Source organism: Gordonia sp. 852002-10350_SCH5691597 (genome assembly GCF_001665715.1).
Taxonomy (GTDB): domain Bacteria; phylum Actinomycetota; class Actinomycetes; order Mycobacteriales; family Mycobacteriaceae; genus Gordonia; species Gordonia sputi.
Genome location: NZ_LZMO01000185.1, coordinates 37977 through 53768, shown reverse-complemented (window position 1 = coordinate 53768; position 15792 = coordinate 37977). Strand labels below are relative to the sequence as shown.

14 protein-coding genes are annotated in these 15792 nt (G+C 65.4%); 7 read left to right on the top strand and 7 right to left on the bottom strand.

Annotated features, from left to right (window positions below; genetic code table 11):
- Window positions 1-74: 74 nt before the first annotated feature.
- Window positions 75-374: a DUF4193 domain-containing protein gene (locus A5777_RS13190; RefSeq protein ID WP_005173015.1), complete on the bottom strand. Its 300-nt coding sequence runs from the start codon at window positions 372-374 to the stop codon at window positions 75-77.
- A gap of 457 nt (window positions 375-831) precedes the next feature.
- On the opposite strand from A5777_RS13190, the gene cei reads away from it, so the two are divergent.
- Window positions 832-1545 (top strand): envelope integrity protein Cei, encoded by a 714-nt coding sequence (gene cei / locus A5777_RS13185; RefSeq protein ID WP_064863007.1) that lies wholly within the window; start codon window positions 832-834, stop codon window positions 1543-1545.
- Between the two features lie 20 nt (window positions 1546-1565).
- On the opposite strand, the gene A5777_RS13180 is transcribed toward cei, so the two are convergent.
- Window positions 1566-2477 carry an inositol monophosphatase family protein gene (locus A5777_RS13180; protein WP_064862973.1) on the bottom strand — a complete coding sequence of 304 codons (912 nt, stop codon included), beginning with the start codon at window positions 2475-2477 and terminating at the stop codon, window positions 1566-1568.
- A 203-nt stretch (window positions 2478-2680) separates the two neighbouring features.
- On the opposite strand from A5777_RS13180, the gene ppgK reads away from it, so the two are divergent.
- Both ppgK and A5777_RS13170 read left to right on the top strand, forming a co-directional pair.
- The gene (gene ppgK / locus A5777_RS13175) at window positions 2681-3466 is read left to right on the top strand and encodes a polyphosphate--glucose phosphotransferase (RefSeq protein WP_064862972.1); all 786 of its coding nucleotides are present in this window, start codon (window positions 2681-2683) and stop codon (window positions 3464-3466) included.
- A 233-nt stretch (window positions 3467-3699) separates the two neighbouring features.
- A complete protein-coding gene (locus A5777_RS13170) occupies window positions 3700-5154 on the top strand; it encodes an RNA polymerase sigma factor (RefSeq protein ID WP_064863006.1) in 1455 nt (484 codons plus the stop codon).
- Between the two features lie 19 nt (window positions 5155-5173).
- Here the strand turns inward: A5777_RS13170 and A5777_RS13165 are convergent, their stop codons facing one another.
- Complete coding sequence (locus A5777_RS13165; protein ID WP_064863005.1) at window positions 5174-5509, bottom strand: DUF952 domain-containing protein; 336 nt, start codon at window positions 5507-5509, stop codon at window positions 5174-5176.
- Window positions 5510-5809: 300 nt separating this feature from the next.
- Between A5777_RS13165 and A5777_RS13160 the strand changes: the two genes are divergently transcribed.
- Window positions 5810-6016: a DUF7455 domain-containing protein gene (locus A5777_RS13160; RefSeq protein ID WP_005173003.1), complete on the top strand. Its 207-nt coding sequence runs from the start codon at window positions 5810-5812 to the stop codon at window positions 6014-6016.
- Between the two features lie 79 nt (window positions 6017-6095).
- On the opposite strand, the gene A5777_RS13155 is transcribed toward A5777_RS13160, so the two are convergent.
- Window positions 6096-7820, bottom strand: a complete 1725-nt coding sequence (locus tag A5777_RS13155) for a DEAD/DEAH box helicase (protein WP_064862971.1) — start codon at window positions 7818-7820, stop codon at window positions 6096-6098.
- Window positions 7821-8153: 333 nt separating this feature from the next.
- Here A5777_RS13155 and A5777_RS13150 point away from each other — a divergent pair, with 333 nt between their 5' ends.
- Entirely contained in the window at window positions 8154-9437 is a 1284-nt protein-coding gene (locus tag A5777_RS13150) for a YihY/virulence factor BrkB family protein (RefSeq protein WP_064863004.1), read from the top strand.
- A 28-nt stretch (window positions 9438-9465) separates the two neighbouring features.
- On the opposite strand, the gene A5777_RS13145 is transcribed toward A5777_RS13150, so the two are convergent.
- Window positions 9466-9741, bottom strand: coding sequence for a DUF3039 domain-containing protein (locus A5777_RS13145; RefSeq protein ID WP_064862970.1), 276 nt, complete (start codon window positions 9739-9741; stop codon window positions 9466-9468).
- Between the two features lie 183 nt (window positions 9742-9924).
- Between A5777_RS13145 and A5777_RS13140 the strand changes: the two genes are divergently transcribed.
- Both A5777_RS13140 and A5777_RS13135 read left to right on the top strand, forming a co-directional pair.
- Window positions 9925-10311 (top strand): DUF3099 domain-containing protein, encoded by a 387-nt coding sequence (locus A5777_RS13140; RefSeq protein WP_064862969.1) that lies wholly within the window; start codon window positions 9925-9927, stop codon window positions 10309-10311.
- 191 nt (window positions 10312-10502) lie between these two features.
- Entirely contained in the window at window positions 10503-11513 is a 1011-nt protein-coding gene (locus tag A5777_RS13135; RefSeq protein ID WP_064862968.1) for a sigma-70 family RNA polymerase sigma factor, read from the top strand.
- A 10-nt stretch (window positions 11514-11523) separates the two neighbouring features.
- Here the strand turns inward: A5777_RS13135 and A5777_RS13130 are convergent, their stop codons facing one another.
- Window positions 11524-14484 carry a bifunctional acetate--CoA ligase family protein/GNAT family N-acetyltransferase gene (locus tag A5777_RS13130; RefSeq protein WP_064862967.1) on the bottom strand — a complete coding sequence of 987 codons (2961 nt, stop codon included), beginning with the start codon at window positions 14482-14484 and terminating at the stop codon, window positions 11524-11526.
- On the bottom strand, window positions 14477-15721 hold the full coding sequence (locus tag A5777_RS13125) for an acetoin utilization protein AcuC (RefSeq protein ID WP_064863003.1): 1245 nt from the start codon (window positions 15719-15721) through the stop codon (window positions 14477-14479). The genes A5777_RS13130 and A5777_RS13125 overlap by 8 nt, the downstream gene beginning before the upstream one ends.
- Between the last annotated feature and the right edge of the window lie 71 nt (window positions 15722-15792).

Genomic DNA, 15792 nt, shown 5'->3' with positions numbered 1-15792 from the left:
CCCGCGGTAGTCCGAGACTCACGAGCAGACGCAAGCGGCGCAGCGGTGCCGGATACCGGCACGCTGCGCGCCGCTCAGGCGCAGTCGACGCAGATGAGCGAGCTGCCATTCTCCCGAGCCAATCGGCTGCGGTGGTATACGAGGAAGCAGCTGCTGCAGGTGAATTCGTCGGCCTGCTTGGGGATCACACGGACGGAGAGCTCTTCTCCGGAGAGATCAGCGCCGGGCAGCTCGAATGACTCGGCCGTGTCGGTCTCATCGACATCAACCGCAGACGACTGGGCTTCGCTGCGACGAGCCTTCAACTCTTCGAGCGAATCCTCATTCAGGTCTTCGGTCTCCGTACGCCGTGGCGCGTCGTAATCAGTAGCCATTGTGTGCCTTACTTGGTTGGAGTTGGAGCCGTGGAGGACTGGCTTGTGGCCGGTCGACCAATTGAGCACGATGCCTGTCGGGGGGTTGGATTTCACCGACGTCACAACAACTCGTGGCGCCTGCAATTCGTTACCCCCAACCAAACAGATTTATGTGATGTGCATCACATATTCCGTAGGCTGGTCCGTCCCTGTCTAGGACGGGGCGCCCGAACTGTAGTGCATCGCTTGTCTGCGGTCAACATCACGCGTACGCCGATTCATTCCCGAGCGTCGGTCGGCTCAGACGGACACGCGGAGTGAACCGGGACTCATCACACAGGGACCGACTCGCACGCACGGTGCTTGACCCACACCCGCGCACGAACCCTCTACAGTGAACCTCGTCCTGCTCGCTGGGCTCCCGGCGTCGGCAGGCGCAGGTATGCGTGGATGCGAGAAGGAGCAGGGTTCAACGGTGGTCTCGAGGATTACGGTCGGTTATCCCACCGATGACAAGGGACGCCCTTATCGACGTCGGCGTGCGCGGCCCGCCATCATCGTCGCGGTCATTCTGCTCGTCGTAGGTGTGATCGCATGGGCTGTCGCACTTTCCAAATCGACAGCCGACGCAACGCCCACGAGTTGCAACCAGCCCACACCGGCCAGTTCATCGGTGGCGGCACCCCCGGTCGCCAATGCCCCCGCGGCCGCGTCGGCGAAGACACCGAAACTGACCGTCGTCAGTCGTGACGACATGCTGAAGGTCGCACCCGCCGCGCTGTCGACATTCCAGGTGCGCGTGCTGAACGCGTCGACTCAGCGCGGCGAAGCCCAGACCGTCTCAGACGATCTGACCGCGCAGGGATTCAATCCCGTTCCCGACGGCGCATATGCCGACGACGCCCTCTACCCCAACCACGACCTCGACTGCGTGGCGCAGATCCGCTTCGGGCCCGCGGGAAAGGCTGCCGCAGCGTCGGTCTGGGTCGCGATCCCGTGCGCAGAACTGGTCGACGACGGGCGCACCGGAACCTCAGTCGACGTCGCGCTCGGCGAGTACTACAAGGCACGTGAGCAGTCGCAGGACACGCAGGCCGCGCTCGAGGCCCTTCGCTCGGCGGACCCGCACAACCCCAAGACCGGGGCCGACCCGGGAGTGGTGCGGGCGGTTCACGCCCAAACCTGTTGATCGACAGGCTGATCGATCATTCAGGAGATCGGCGACAGCGCGCCGATCTCATCGAGCAACGCGAAGAACTCATCAGCGATACCCGGCGCGACGGCGACCGTTGCATCGCCGTCGGCTGAGCGCGAATCCGGTGGCGGAGTCCGCACAATCGCACCCGCCTCTGCTGCGACGAGGCCACCGGCCGCCCAGTCCCAGGGACTCAATCCGTGCTCGATATGCGCATCAACCGCGCCGGAGGCGACCATGCACAGGTCGAGCGCCGCGGCACCTACTCGACGTAGATCCCGAACCCGGGGAAGAAGCCGGGACATCAGCTCGCCCTGCACGCGTCGGCGCTCGACGTCGTAGCCGAAGCCGGTCGCGACCAGTGCGAGGTCGACGCGCGAGATCGGGTTGGCACGAAGCCTCGTACGCACACCGTCGCGCACTTCATGTGCGCCACCCGACAGCGTCGCGGTGTAGACGACGTCGCGCGCGACGTCGACGACAGCACCGGCAACCGACCTGCCGTCGACCTGGGCGGCCACGGAGACCGCATACGCGGGGATGCCGTAGAGGAAGTTGACGGTCCCATCGATGGGATCGATCACCCAGCGCACACCGGACGGAACCTCGACGGTGCCGCCCTCCTCTTCACCGAGGACGGCATCGTCTGGACGCAGGCGCTTGAGCAGCCCGCGGATGAGTTCCTCGGATTCGGTGTCGGCGAGCGTCACAGGGTCGGTCGGCGTCGATTTCGTCGACACGGCCGACGGGGCAACGTCATTGCCTGTTCCCGGTGCCGTTCCGGTGTGACCGAACAGCTCCGGCCGCCGCCTGCGGACATGGCGAGCCGCTTCGGTGGCCACCTCGAATGCCACCTCACCGAGCCGCTCCACATCGACGCCGGCGATAGTCGGAGCCGTATCGACCTTCTCGCGGGGGATGTTCACCAGACCATCATGTCAGTTGACCTTCGCCCGACCCTCTCGGTGACCTCTACTCGACCTGTGGGCGGCACGCAGTCAGCCGACGGTTACGTGATCGTCACCGTGCGACACGTTTTCCGACAAGGTCCGCCCGTTGCACGTCACGCCTCGATAGCCTGAATATCGCACGGTCGCGGACACTGCGATCACCGAGAGAGGAAGCCGCCATGACCGACTCATCCACCTCTGCGAACGATTCCGCCGGACCCCGCGCGTTCGGCGTCGACGTCGGGGGGTCGGGGATCAAGGGCGGAATCGTGGACCTCACGACTGGCAAGCTGGTCGGCGAACGCTACAAGGTGCTCACCCCCAAACCCGCGACACCCGAAGCGGTCTCGCGGGGCGTTGCCGAGGTCGTCGGCCACTTCAACTGGGATGGGCCCGTTGGCATCACACTTCCCGGAGTCATCACCGACGGAACCATGCGCACCGCGGCGAACATCGACAAGGGCTGGATCGGCACGAATACCTACGAGCTCTTCGCCAAGGATCTCGGGGGGCGTGCTCTGTCGGTCGTCAACGACGCGGACGCAGCCGGAATGGCCGAGGACGCGCACGGCGCCGGACGTGGCGTCGACGGGGTGGTCATGCTCCTGACGTTCGGCACCGGCATCGGATCGGCGATCCTGGTGAATGGCACGCTCGTACCGAACACCGAGCTCGGCCACCTCATCGTCGGAAAGAAGGAAGCCGAGCATCAGGCATCCTCGCGCGTGAAGGAAGAAAAGGGCTGGTCGTACGAGAAATGGTCCAAGAAGGTCAGCAAGGTCCTCGATGAGTACGAGGCGCTGTTCTGGCCGTCGTTGTTCATCGCGGGCGGCGGCATCAGCCGCAAGGCCGACAAGTGGATTCCGTACCTCACGAACGAGACCAAAGTGGTTCCGGCGGCCCTGCAGAACACGGCCGGAATCGTGGGGGCCGCGATGGCCGTCGATCAGGGTCTCAAGCCCTGATTCCGCCGACGTCTGAGCGATCTCGTAGCGCGCGCCGTCTGCGATCCCCGGGCGTCGTCGACGGCGCGCTACCGAGACTGCGACAACCGGCCTGACCTGGCATTTGTCACATTCGGGGTGATGTTGTCGTTACAATGGCTTCCACCGGTGACGATGCACCGAGAAACCAGCCCGATCCGCAGCGGTTCTCCGCTGTGAATCAGCGTGTCAGATTGTGTTCGGAAAGGTTGTACGTGGCAGCCACCCAGACCCGCCAGAGCGACGCCGAAGCCGAGGATTCGACGACGACGTCGGCCCCGGCTGCAGATAAGCCAACGGCAAAGAAGACCGCCAAGAAGGCGGCCAAGAAGGCCACAGCTCGCAAGGCCCCCGCCAAGAAGGCGGCCAAGAAAGCCGCTCCGAAGAAGGCAGCCAAGAAGGCCGCGAGTCCTGCCGACGGGGCAGAAGAAGCCAACGAAGCAGAAGAACTCGACGGCGGCTCGATCGACGACATCGACGGCCCCGACGCGGACCTCGACGAAGACGTCGAGATCGACGACGAGGATCTCGAGGTCGACGACGAGGAAGCCGAAGATTCGGCCGACGACGACGACGCCGACGAGGAGTCCGAGACTCCCGCGAAGACGACCGCCGGAGCCACTCCCCCGGTCGCGCCGCCCGCCGACAAGGCGTCGAAGGACGCCGACGCGAAGACCGCAGGAGACTTCGTCTGGGACGAGGAAGAGTCAGAGGCTCTTCGTCAGGCCCGCAAAGACGCTGAGCTCACCGCGTCCGCCGACTCGGTTCGTGCCTACCTCAAGCAGATCGGCAAGGTCGCCCTCCTCAACGCAGAAGAGGAAGTCGAACTCGCCAAGCGCATCGAAGCAGGCCTGTACGCCACCGAACGCCTGCGTCGGATCATGGAGTCGGGCGAGAAGATCTCGACCGCACAGAAGCGCGATCTGAACTGGATCTCCCGCGACGGCAACCGCGCCAAGAACCACCTTCTCGAGGCCAACCTGCGCCTCGTCGTCTCTCTCGCCAAGCGCTACACCGGCCGCGGCATGGCATTCCTGGACCTGATCCAGGAGGGCAACCTCGGTCTGATCCGCGCTGTCGAGAAGTTCGACTACACCAAGGGTTACAAGTTCTCGACGTATGCCACCTGGTGGATCCGTCAGGCGATCACCCGCGCGATGGCCGATCAGGCCCGCACCATCCGTATCCCGGTGCACATGGTCGAGGTCATCAACAAGCTCGGCCGCATTCAGCGTGAGCTGCTCCAGGACCTCGGCCGTGAGCCGACTCCCGAAGAGCTCGCGAAGGAAATGGACATCACGCCCGAGAAGGTGCTGGAGATCCAGCAGTACGCTCGTGAGCCCATCTCGTTGGACCAGACGATCGGCGACGAGGGCGACAGCCAGCTCGGCGACTTCATCGAGGACTCCGAGGCCGTGGTCGCGGTCGACGCGGTCAGTTTCACGCTACTCCAGGATCAGCTGCAGTCGGTGCTCGAGACGCTGTCCGAGCGCGAAGCGGGCGTCGTCCGACTCCGCTTCGGACTCACCGACGGTCAGCCGCGCACACTCGACGAGATCGGCCAGGTCTACGGCGTGACGCGTGAGCGCATCCGTCAGATCGAGTCGAAGACCATGTCGAAGCTTCGGCACCCGAGCCGCTCGCAGGTTCTGCGCGACTACCTCGACTGACCGTCGTTAGGACCGCGCTCTAGGTACCTGATTCGTCGAACGGCGCGAACGTGCCGTCCGCTTGCCGCAGGTATGGCGTGACGTCGACCACCGCAGCCAGCGGTAGCGGGCCGTACAGGTGCGGGAACAGCATCGATTTCGGATCGTCTGCGACGCCGGGCTCCCAACGGATCTCGGCGTCGAGTCGTGTCGGCTCGATGTGCAACGCAAGCAGGTCGTACTCACCGGAATAGAACCGATTGGCCGGCAGATGCACCTGCTGCGGAGTCGAGAGGTGGATGAACCCGACGTCGGCGAGCGACGACGGCCGCAGCTCCGATTCGTGTCGGGCCGCCTCCCAGTCCGCACTCGACATCAGATGAATGAGGCGTTCGACGGTCCGCCCGTCGGTTGGTGACGTCACTGCAGCACCATAGTCATCAGAGGTCTCAGAACCATCGAAATGTGAGCTAGATCGCCTCTCGCGTAACGGGATCGTGTAGTTGTGTTGCACCTCGGGGAACCGATGTAAACGGTGAGTGACGACACACCCGGGAAACCGGCGGAACAATACGAGCCCCCGAAACGTCTGACACAGTGAGGTTGACGCATCGTCCGGATGCGTTGGCTCTGAAGGGAAGGCGACCACACCGGCGCCGGACCGGGACGGAGGAATATGTCTGACATCGCCACCACAACCCCGATCTCCATACCGCTCACCGCTGCCGATCGCTGTGATCGCTGTGGCGCAGCCGCAAAGGTTCGTGCCGTCCTACCCAAGGGCGGCGAGCTTCTCTTCTGCCGCCACCACTTCAACGAGCACGAGGCCCGACTCGTCGAGCTCAGTGCCACCGTCGAAGAGTCTGCGGGAGAGCTGGTCTAGAGACCGATACACGTAGCGAACGCCCCGACCACTCGGATGTGGCCGGGGCGTTCTGCTATTCAGATCTCGTGCGCCCGCGTCACCGCCACGCGCGCAGTGCCTTGATGCGCTCGCGGAGTTGGTCGGCCGTGGCCATCGCCGTCGGCGGGCCGCCGAGTTTGCTGCGTAGTTCGTTGTGCACCATGCCGTGCGGCTTACCGGTGCGATGGTGGTGCATCGCGACCAGCCCGTTGAGTTCTTTTCGTAGCGCGTGGAGGTTCTCGCCCGTCGCCTGCTGCGCCGGCACCTTGTCTGCCGCCGGAACGATCTGCGTCACCGCCGATCGCTGCGCAACCTGGTCGGCCTGCTTCTTGCGCAGCAGTGCGCGCACCTGGTCGGCGTCGAGCAGTCCTGGAAGCCCCAAGTAGTCCGATTCTTCGTCGCTGCCCGCAAACGTCGCGGTACCGAACGACGAACCGTCGAAGATCACCTGGTCGAGCTCGGCGTCGGCATGCAGTGATTGGAAGCTCTTTTCCTCCTCTCCCGCCTCGTCCTTCTGCTTGTTGGCATCGATCAGCAGCGCGTCGTCGAGGCCGTCGCTGTCGCGATGAGGTTTGCCGAGCACGTGGTCGCGCTCTGCTTCCATCTGGCTCGCCAGATTCAGGAGCACCGGGACGGAGGGCAAGAACACGCTCGCGGTCTCGCCCGGGCGCCTCGAGCGCACGAAACGCCCGATTGCCTGTGCAAAGAACAGCGGCGTCGACGCACTCGTCGCGTACACACCGACCGCCAGACGCGGAACGTCGACGCCCTCGGACACCATGCGGACCGCGATCATCCATTCGTCGTCGGATTCGGCGAACTGCGAGATGCGCGACGTCGACTTCGGGTCGTCGGAGAGGACGAGGACCGGTTTGCGGCCGGTGATCGACTCGAGGAGTTCTGCGTAGTCGCGGGCAACGGTCTGATCGGTGGCGATGACCAGTCCGCCTGCGTCGGGAACACCAGCCGCACGTAACTGGCCGAGCCGCGTGTGCGCGGCCTGGAGCACGGACGGAATCCAGTCACCGTGCGCGTCGAGCGCGGTTCGCCAGGCTCGTGCGGTCTGCTCGGCGGACAGTGGCTCTCCCAGTCGGGCGGTGTACTCCTCCCCCGCCGACGTACGCCAACTCGCCTGTCCCGAGTACGCGAGGAACACGACGGGCCGCACGACGCCGTCGGAGAGCGCGTCGGCGTAGCCGTAGGTGTGGTCGGCCCGCGATCGCAGCACGCCACCCTCTTCCGGCTCGTACGTGACGAACGGAATGGGTGAGTCGTCGGAGCGGAACGGTGTTCCTGTCAGCGACAACCTCCGCACGGCGTCGGAAAACGCCTCACGGATCGCGTCGCCCCACGATTTCGCGTCGCCACCGTGATGGATCTCATCGAGGATCACGAGTGTTCGACGATTCTCGGTGCGCACCCGGTGCCGCGATGGGTGCGCGGCCACCTGCGCGTAGGTCAGCGCGACACCGTTGTAGTCGGAGCTGGTCTGACCGTCGGAGTTGCGAAACCGGGAGTCCAGAGCGATGCCGACGCGCGCGGCGGCCTGCGCCCACTGATGCTTGAGATGTTCGGTCGGGGTGACGACGGTGACCTGTTCGACCGTGCGGTCGTCGAGCAGTTCCCGCGCGACCCGAAGTCCGAACGTCGTCTTTCCCGCACCCGGCGTTGCGACCGCGAGAAAGTCTGTCGGCCTGGTCGCGAGGTACTTCGTGAGCGCTCGTCGCTGCCAGGCGCGTAGCGGCGGACCGGCGGGCGTTGCGGGCGATTGGGCAGAAGTCACGTAATCAAAGCTCCCGACGGCGCGAAGGCAAGAAACAACCCCTCGGCCAGATGGACCGTGCCGGAACACATTCACTCATCCGAGGGGACTCCTCGATCTTAGCGGCTTGCGCCGACACCGCTTTCGCCAGACACGGGTGATCGACGCGAGCGCCGCAATGGGGTCGGTGACACGCGGCAAGGGGTGTGTCGCACGCAACCTGCGCCGATCAGGGATGCTGGACCCATAGCCACGACACGCCGCAACCCTGTTCCGATGACCGACGACGCCACCCCGTCGCCGGTTCTCGGAGAACGCGCGCGCAGACCTCCGCGCCGGCCGGCACCCGTGTCGATGGACCTTCCGATGGGAAACGACGGTCGGCCGTTCGATTCCCCAACACTCGACACTCCTGGCCTCGATGCCGCTGGGGCCCCGCGTCGCTCTCCGCCGATACGCGACACCGACGACGCCGCGTCGGAAGGAACCGACGATCCGCAAGCGCACCAGCCGTCTGCTCCCGGACCGCCTGTGCTGCCGAACATCCATCGGGTTGTCTGGCGCACGATCAAGAAGGCATGGGACGACGGAATCGTCGGTTGGGCCGCGCAGGCCGCGTTCTGGCAGGCGTTGTCGCTGCCTCCGCTGCTTCTCGGACTCCTCGGCAGCGTCGGCTATGTCGCCGGGTGGTTCGGTCCCGACACCGTCGAAGTGATCTCGTCGCGGATCATCAGCTTCGCGGAACGCACGTTCTCGACGAGCGTTGTCAACGATCTCATCACCCCGACCGTCGACAACGTCCTCGGTCGCGGACGCGTCGGGGTAATTTCGGTTGGCTTCATCCTGTCGCTGTGGGCCGGGTCGTCGGCCGTGTCGTGTTTCGTCGCGTCGATCGTTCGGGCACACGACCAGCACGAGGTGCGCAATCCCGTGTGGCAGCGAATCTTCGCGCTCCTGCTGTACGTGTGCTTCCTTCTCGTGTCGGTGTTCCTGCTGCCACTGGTAGCACTCGGCCCGAACTACCTGCACGAGATCGTGCCCGACTCGTGGGACCGAGGAGTGAGCGCGCTGATCGACTACGGATACTTCCCGTTCGTCGCGCTGCTGCTCCTCGGGGTCCTCACGACGCTCTATCACCTGGCGCTGCCGAATCCGTTGCCCTGGCATCGGCTCGTCGGCGGCGCGGTGGTCGCCGGGATCTTCTTCTGGATCGCCAGCTACGTATTGCGTATCTACCTCGCCGCGATCACACGCGCCGGATACACCTACGGCGCACTGGCGACGCCGATCGCCTTTTTGCTGTTCACATTCTTCCTCGGCTTCGCGATCGTGATCGGCGCCGAGTTCAATGCCGCGGTGCAATCACTGTGGCCGGCCAAACCCCCTGCCACCGCGCACGTCCGACACTGGGTACACGAGCAGACCTCCGACATCACCGGCCACATCAAGTCGATTCCCGAGCGACTGGCCACCGGGCCGATCCGCAAGTCCCCTCAGCAGCCCGACGACGCAATGCGCGACTCGGACTCCGATGCCGACACGGACGTCCACACGTATGACACGCAGCCCCGGGGCACGCAGACTCCCCGGGACCGGTCCTCACCTCAACGGCAACCGCCGCCCGGCAAACGTCGTTAGCGGGCGGCGGTGGCTGCAGCAGGAAGCGTCACTCCTTGCGCATCCGGTTGTAGATCTTCTTGCACTTGGGGCAGACGGGCGATCCCGGCTTGGCCGAGCGCGTCACCGGGAACGTCTCGCCGCACAGCGCCACCACGTGATTGCCCATGACAGCGCTCTCGGCGATCTTGTTTTTCTTGACGTAGTGGAAGAACTTGGGTCTGTCGTCGTCTCCCCGATCCGTCGCGTCGGCGTCGGGCCGCTCGTCGGTCTTGGTGTCCGACCATTCGTCGAGGTCGGGACGCTCGATAGTTTCGGTAGCCATGCGCTCTATTGTGCTCCTCACTGCCCGATTCCGACACGGTGACCCACGACGCGCGACGACCAGTGCCACCGGCGCGGCCTCGGACACGCCCGAGCGCGTCACACGACGGTCGCCCCGTCGGTGCAATCAGGAACTGAAAGTGGAACAGTGGAGACATGGGATTCGACGGAACGAAGCGCAGTCATGGTGGGTGCTGAGGGGCCACGCCGCGATCATGTGTCGCCAGAGGCCTTTCTCATCACCGACGCGCAGGACTCCCTCGACGAGCAGCACAGGGCGCGCGTACGCAAATATCTGACGCTGATGTCGTTTCGTGTTCCCGCGCTGATCATCGCGGGCATCGTCTACAGCATGACCGGATCGGGCTGGTGGGCGCTCGGCATCGTCGCACTGTCGATACCGCTCCCCTGGGTCGCGGTCCTGATCGCCAACGACCGACCACCTCGCAAGCGAGGAGAGGTGGCCCATTACAAATACGGCCCCGACCACCACGTCGTCGGCCCACAGGCTCTCGGCGGCGAGTCGAACGTCATCGACTCCACCGTCTCCGAAGACCGACATCGAAACTGAGCGCAGTTACGCCGGTTTGAGTGGACCCAGTTGCGTCTACTGGACCAGATCTCAGCCGATTCTCAGTCGCCCCGTCCTACTAGATCGAGCGTTCATGCAGGTCAGGTGTCAGTAGCCCGAATCAGCCCCCGGGGAACTTTCACGGAGTGCATGTCGTTGCACCCTATGAACGCACTCGATTAGGAGGCCAGATGTCACGCTCCACCGTCACACGCTCCACATCCACCGTCGCTTCTGGCGACACCACCCCTTCACGTCCGGCGATGACGGAACAAGATCTCGACGCACAGTCACCTGCGGCAGATCTGGTCCGCGTCTACCTCAACGGCATCGGCCGCACGGCGCTGCTCAACGCGGAGCAGGAGGTCGAGCTCGCCAAGCAGATCGAAGCGGGCCTCTACGCCAAGCACGTTCTGGCGACCCGCAAGCGGCTGTCCGCAGCCAAGAAGCGTGATCTCTCGATCGTCGTTCACGAAGGCGAGGTCGCACGATCGCACCTACTCGAGGCCAACCTCCGCCTCGTCGTCTCGCTCGCCAAGCGCTACACCGGCCGCGGAATGCCACTCCTCGACCTCATCCAGGAGGGCAATCTCGGCCTGATCCGCGCGATGGAGAAGTTCGACTACGCAAAGGGCTTCAAGTTCTCGACGTACGCGACCTGGTGGATTCGCCAGGCCATCACGCGAGGCATGGCAGACCAGAGCCGCACCATCCGTCTTCCTGTCCACCTCGTCGAGCAGGTCAACAAGCTGGCCCGCATCAAGCGTGAGCTGCATCAGCAACTCGGCCGCGAGGCCACCGACGATGAGCTCGCCAACGAATCGGGTATCCCGGCGGAGAAGATCGCAGATCTGCTCGACCACAGCCGCGACCCGGTGAGCCTCGACATGCCGGTGGGCAGCGACGAGGAGGCACCGCTCGGCGACTTCATCGAAGACGCCGAGGCGACCTCTGCGGAGAGCGCCGTCATCGCCGGACTCATGCACACCGACGTCCGCGCGGTGCTCGCCACGCTCGACGAGCGTGAGCAGCAGGTGATCCGGATGCGCTACGGCCTCGACGACGGACAGCCACGCACACTCGATCAGATCGGCCGCATGTTCGGGCTCTCGCGCGAACGCGTCCGTCAGATCGAGCGTGAGGTGATGGGCAAGCTCCGCCAGGGCGAGCGCGCCGAGCGCCTGCGCGCCTACGCGAGCTGACTCGCTACCGCTAACTCAATCGTCTCGGTCCGGTGTCCGCCTTGGTGGGCACCGGGCCGATTCGTATGCGGGCGTTGAGGATTGCTGCGCCCTCCGGCGAACACAGCACGGGGTCGACAAAGATCTCGCGGATCTCCGGGATGTCGTCGGCCATCGTCGAGATGCGGATGAGCAGGTCGACCAGCGCTTCTCGATCGACCGGGGCCTCTCCCCGATAGCCGTAGAGGAGCGGGGCCGATCGTGGCTCGTCGATCAGTTCGTCGGCGTCGAGGGCGGTGATCGGGATCGCGCGATACCCGTGGTCGCCGAGGAGCTCGAACGTCCTGCCCGACAAGCCGAACGAGATCAGTGGCCCGAACGACGGGTCATCGCGCATGCGCACCATGGTGCCGACGCCCTTGGGCGCCATCTTCTGCACGTGGAGCACCTTGTCACCGGTCAGCTCCGAGATCTCGGCGAACGCGGTCACCACCGCGGTGGCGTCGGGAAGGTCGAGTCGTGCGCCCTCACGGTCGAGTCGGCCGCGCCACGACGGAGACGTTGCTTTGACGGCCACAGGAAATCCCAGGTCACGCGCCGCGGCGGACGCCTCGTGCATCGTCGAGACCTCGCGGAAGGGAACCACCCGGACTCCGTACCACTCCAGCAGGCGCGCCGAGTCGACGTCGCCGAGGACCGTCACCTCATCGGCGCCTGCGGCCGTCGAGCCACTTGACTCATCCGACTCAGCCTCGGAAGGCCCGCACATGGCTTCGCGCACCCATGTCCGCGCAGCCTCGGGGTCGATGCCGTCGGGCCTTTCGACGGAAACCTCCGGTCGCGCGCACCATCGCGCGTACTGCCACGCGCGTGCCAGAGCGGCCGCTGCCCGTTCCGGAGAGGAATACGACGGAATCGAGCCGCGGGCAGGTAACCCCGACGGCCCGGGCTTCATCAGGCCCGGTGGGATGCCCTCGACGGCGAGGAAGGTGGTCACGATCGGTTTGTCGGCATCGGCATCCGGTGTGTTCGCGCCCGCGATCAGTGCGCGGGCATGCCAGCCGAGGTCGACGGCGACAGGTGGCACGAAGACGACGATCACGCTGTCGACCCCCGGATCGGCCATCGCCTGCGCGACGGCGCCCTCGAAATCATCCTCCGAGGCTCCTGCGCCGAGGTCGATGGTCGACTCCACTTCCAGACCACCCGAGCGCGCGGTGTCAGCGGCGAGGCTGCCGAGCACCGACGAGTTGCCGATGATGCGGGTCCTGGGGCCGCGAGGTAGGGGTTGGTACGCGAAAAGGGATGCGCAGTCGAACAATTCTGGAATGGTATCGACCTGGATGACGCCTGCTTGCTCGAGCATCATCTGCGCGATGCGATCGTCGAGGCTCGCCGCAGCGGTCCGTGCGGCACGCACCGGGCTCATCGCCCCCTTACCGGACTTCACCGCGACGATCGGCTTCGATCGCGACACCCTGCGGGCAATGCGCGAGAACTTGCGCGGGTTACCGAAACTCTCCAGGTACAGCAGCACGACGTCGGTGGCGGTATCGGAATCCCAGTACTGCAGCAGGTCATTGCCCGAGACGTCGGCGCGGTTGCCCGCCGAGACGAATGTCGACAGTCCGATCTGTCGATGTGCGGCCGTGTCGAGGATCGCGATGCCGAGCGCACCGGACTGACAGAAGAATCCGACGCGGCCCAGCGGCGGGATACGGGGCGCGAGCGTGGCATTCAGCGCGATCGACGGGTCATTGTTCGCGACGCCGAGGGCGTTGGGCCCCACCAGGCGCATGCCGTGCTCGCGGACCTGCTGAACGAGGCGATGTTCACTCTCCAGGCCCGCCTCACCGCTCTCCCCGAAGCCGGACGACACGATCACCAGGGCACGCACACCCTTGACCATGCAGTCGTCGAGCACCTCGTCGACGCTCGCCGCGGGCACCGCGACCACGGCAAGATCGACCGGGTCGGGGATGTCGCGCACCGTCGGGTACGCGCGGATTCCCCTCACCGATGGCGGCCGCACGCGGGGCGCACGCGCCGGGCCGCGATGACGTCGCTGTGGTGGGCGCGTGACCCCGGCACGCGCCACGTCGTGGGCCGATTCGCCCTGCTCGTCGTCGGGTTCACCGTCACGGTCGGGACCATTCACCGGGAACACCGGTCCGGTGAATCCGGCCGCAATGATGTTGGCCAGCAGCGCGTTTCCCACCTTCTTGGGATCGGTCGACGCACCGATCACGGCGACGGACGCCGGTCGCAACAAGTTGGCGACGCTGCGCGCCTCGGACGCACGCTCACGGTCGTTGCGCACCGAAAGCATCGCCTCGGTGGGATCGATCGTGAACTCGACATGGACCGTCGAGCCGTCGAATGCGCGCGAGATCTGGTAGCCGGCGTCACGGAAGACGGCGACCATGTTGGGATTCTCGCTGAGCACCTCGGCCTCGAAGCGGGTGAATCCGTTCTCGGCAGCGGCTCCGGCGAGATGTTCGAGGAGAATGGGTCCGAGTCCTCGGCCCTGGTGTTCGTCGGCGACGACGAAGGCGACCTCTGCGGATTCGGGCTTACCGTCGGCGGCGAGTCCCTCATAGATGCCGATCGCGATGATCTCCCCGCCGAGCACTGCGACGATCGCAACCCGGTTGTGGTGGTCGACTGTGGTCATGCGTGCGACCTCCCGTGGCGGAAGAGTCGGCGTCGGACCGAAGTAGCGCATGTACCTGGTGCGTTCGGACAAACCCGAGTGGAATCGGACGACGCGGTCGGCGTCGTCGGGGACGATCGGACGCAGATGCACCACGCCGCCGTCGGACGCGAGGACGTCGGCGATCCAGTGGCGGGGGTAATCCCACGGACCGCGCGGGCGCTCGCCCTGTGCGTGGTCGTCCCGGTGACCTGCCTGAACGGTTGAATCAGTCGACGGGCTTTCAGTCGCTGGCGTATCAGTTTTCCCGGTCGAATCAGTCACGGGGGAATCAGTCACGGGGGTCCTCCGGGTCGAGTCCGTGTAGCGGATACACCGCACGGCGAGTGGCCATGATGGCGCGATCGGTTTGTCGTTGGGCGCTCTCGTCGATGCCGGGCGGCGGTTGTTGGCCCGTGTCGCCATCCCACTCGACGAAGTCGACGTCGCCGCCGTCGCCCATGACATGCACGGGCGCCTGCGAGTACTCCGAGTGCACCTGCGTGGCGATCTGTTCTGCTGTGGCACACCATGATTCGTTGATCGGTGTCGACACATCGACGTCACGATCGAGCACAACGCCGAGTAGATGCGACCAACTGCGCGGCACGACATTCACCACGCCGTAGCCTCCTCCGCCGACAGCTATCCACCTGCCGTCGCAATACTTCTCGGCGAGGTCGCGCATCGCGATCATTGCCGCACGCTGCCCGTCGACGGTCAATGAGAGATCGGTCAACGGATCGGCGCGATGACTGTCGGCGCCGCACTGGCTGATGATGATCTGTGGCTTGAACTCGGCGATCAACGACGGAACGACAGCGTGGAATGCGCGAAGCCACAACCGATCCTGGGTGTCGGGCATCAGCGCGAGGTTGACCGCGGAGCCCTCGGCGGCATCCTGCCCGACCTCGGTCTGCCAGCCGGTTCCCGGCCACAGCGTCGCGGGATGCTGGTGCAGCGACACCGTCATCACGCGCGGGTCGGATGCGAACGCCACCTGCACGCCATCACCGTGGTGTGCGTCGATGTCGATGTAGGCGATGCGGTCGAAACCGTTCTCGAGCAGCCAGTGGATCGCGACGGCGCAGTCGTTGTAGATGCAGAATCCCGCCGCACGCGACCGCATGGCATGGTGCATTCCGCCACCGATGTTGACCGCCCGACGCACCGCTCCGGAACCGACCGCCTGCGCTGCCGCCAGCGTTCCACCGACCAGCAGCCGCGCCGCCTCGTGCATTCCGTCGAACACGGGATTGTCGGAGTCGCCGAGTCCGAACAGGCGCTCGAGAAGCGGACCGGACAACGACGCCGTTCCCGATCCGACGGCACGCACCGCGTCGATGTAGTCCTGACTGTGGACGACGGTCAGAGCATCATCGCCGATCGCGAGCGGTTCGGAGACGTCGACATCGTCGAGCACTCCGAGGCTCTGTGCGAGGGTCATCGTCAGCGCCAAGCGCACGGGATTCATCGGGTGGGTGTGTGCCCAGCGATACGAGAGGAACTCCTCGCTCCAGATCACCGCCGCGCTCATCGATGTCTCCACGCACTACGCACACAACCAAGGCTAGTGCCTCACCGCGCGGGCCGGACGCGTTCGGCATG

Excerpts from the sequence above, each read along its gene's own strand:
- A5777_RS13190 (WP_005173015.1), bottom strand. The coding sequence starts at position 374 with ATGGCTACTGATTACGACGCGCCACGGCGTACGGAGACCGAAGACCTG.
- ppgK (WP_064862972.1), top strand. The coding sequence starts at position 2,681 with ATGACCGACTCATCCACCTCTGCGAACGATTCCGCCGGACCCCGCGCG.
- A5777_RS13165 (WP_064863005.1), bottom strand. The coding sequence starts at position 5,509 with ATGTCGAGTGCGGACTGGGAGGCGGCCCGACACGAATCGGAGCTGCGG.
- A5777_RS13160 (WP_005173003.1), top strand. The coding sequence starts at position 5,810 with ATGTCTGACATCGCCACCACAACCCCGATCTCCATACCGCTCACCGCT.
- A5777_RS13150 (WP_064863004.1), top strand. The coding sequence starts at position 8,154 with ATGGACCTTCCGATGGGAAACGACGGTCGGCCGTTCGATTCCCCAACA.
- A5777_RS13145 (WP_064862970.1), bottom strand. The coding sequence starts at position 9,741 with ATGGCTACCGAAACTATCGAGCGTCCCGACCTCGACGAATGGTCGGAC.
- A5777_RS13140 (WP_064862969.1), top strand. The coding sequence starts at position 9,925 with ATGGTGGGTGCTGAGGGGCCACGCCGCGATCATGTGTCGCCAGAGGCC.
- A5777_RS13135 (WP_064862968.1), top strand. The coding sequence starts at position 10,503 with ATGTCACGCTCCACCGTCACACGCTCCACATCCACCGTCGCTTCTGGC.
- A5777_RS13125 (WP_064863003.1), bottom strand. The coding sequence starts at position 15,721 with ATGAGCGCGGCGGTGATCTGGAGCGAGGAGTTCCTCTCGTATCGCTGG.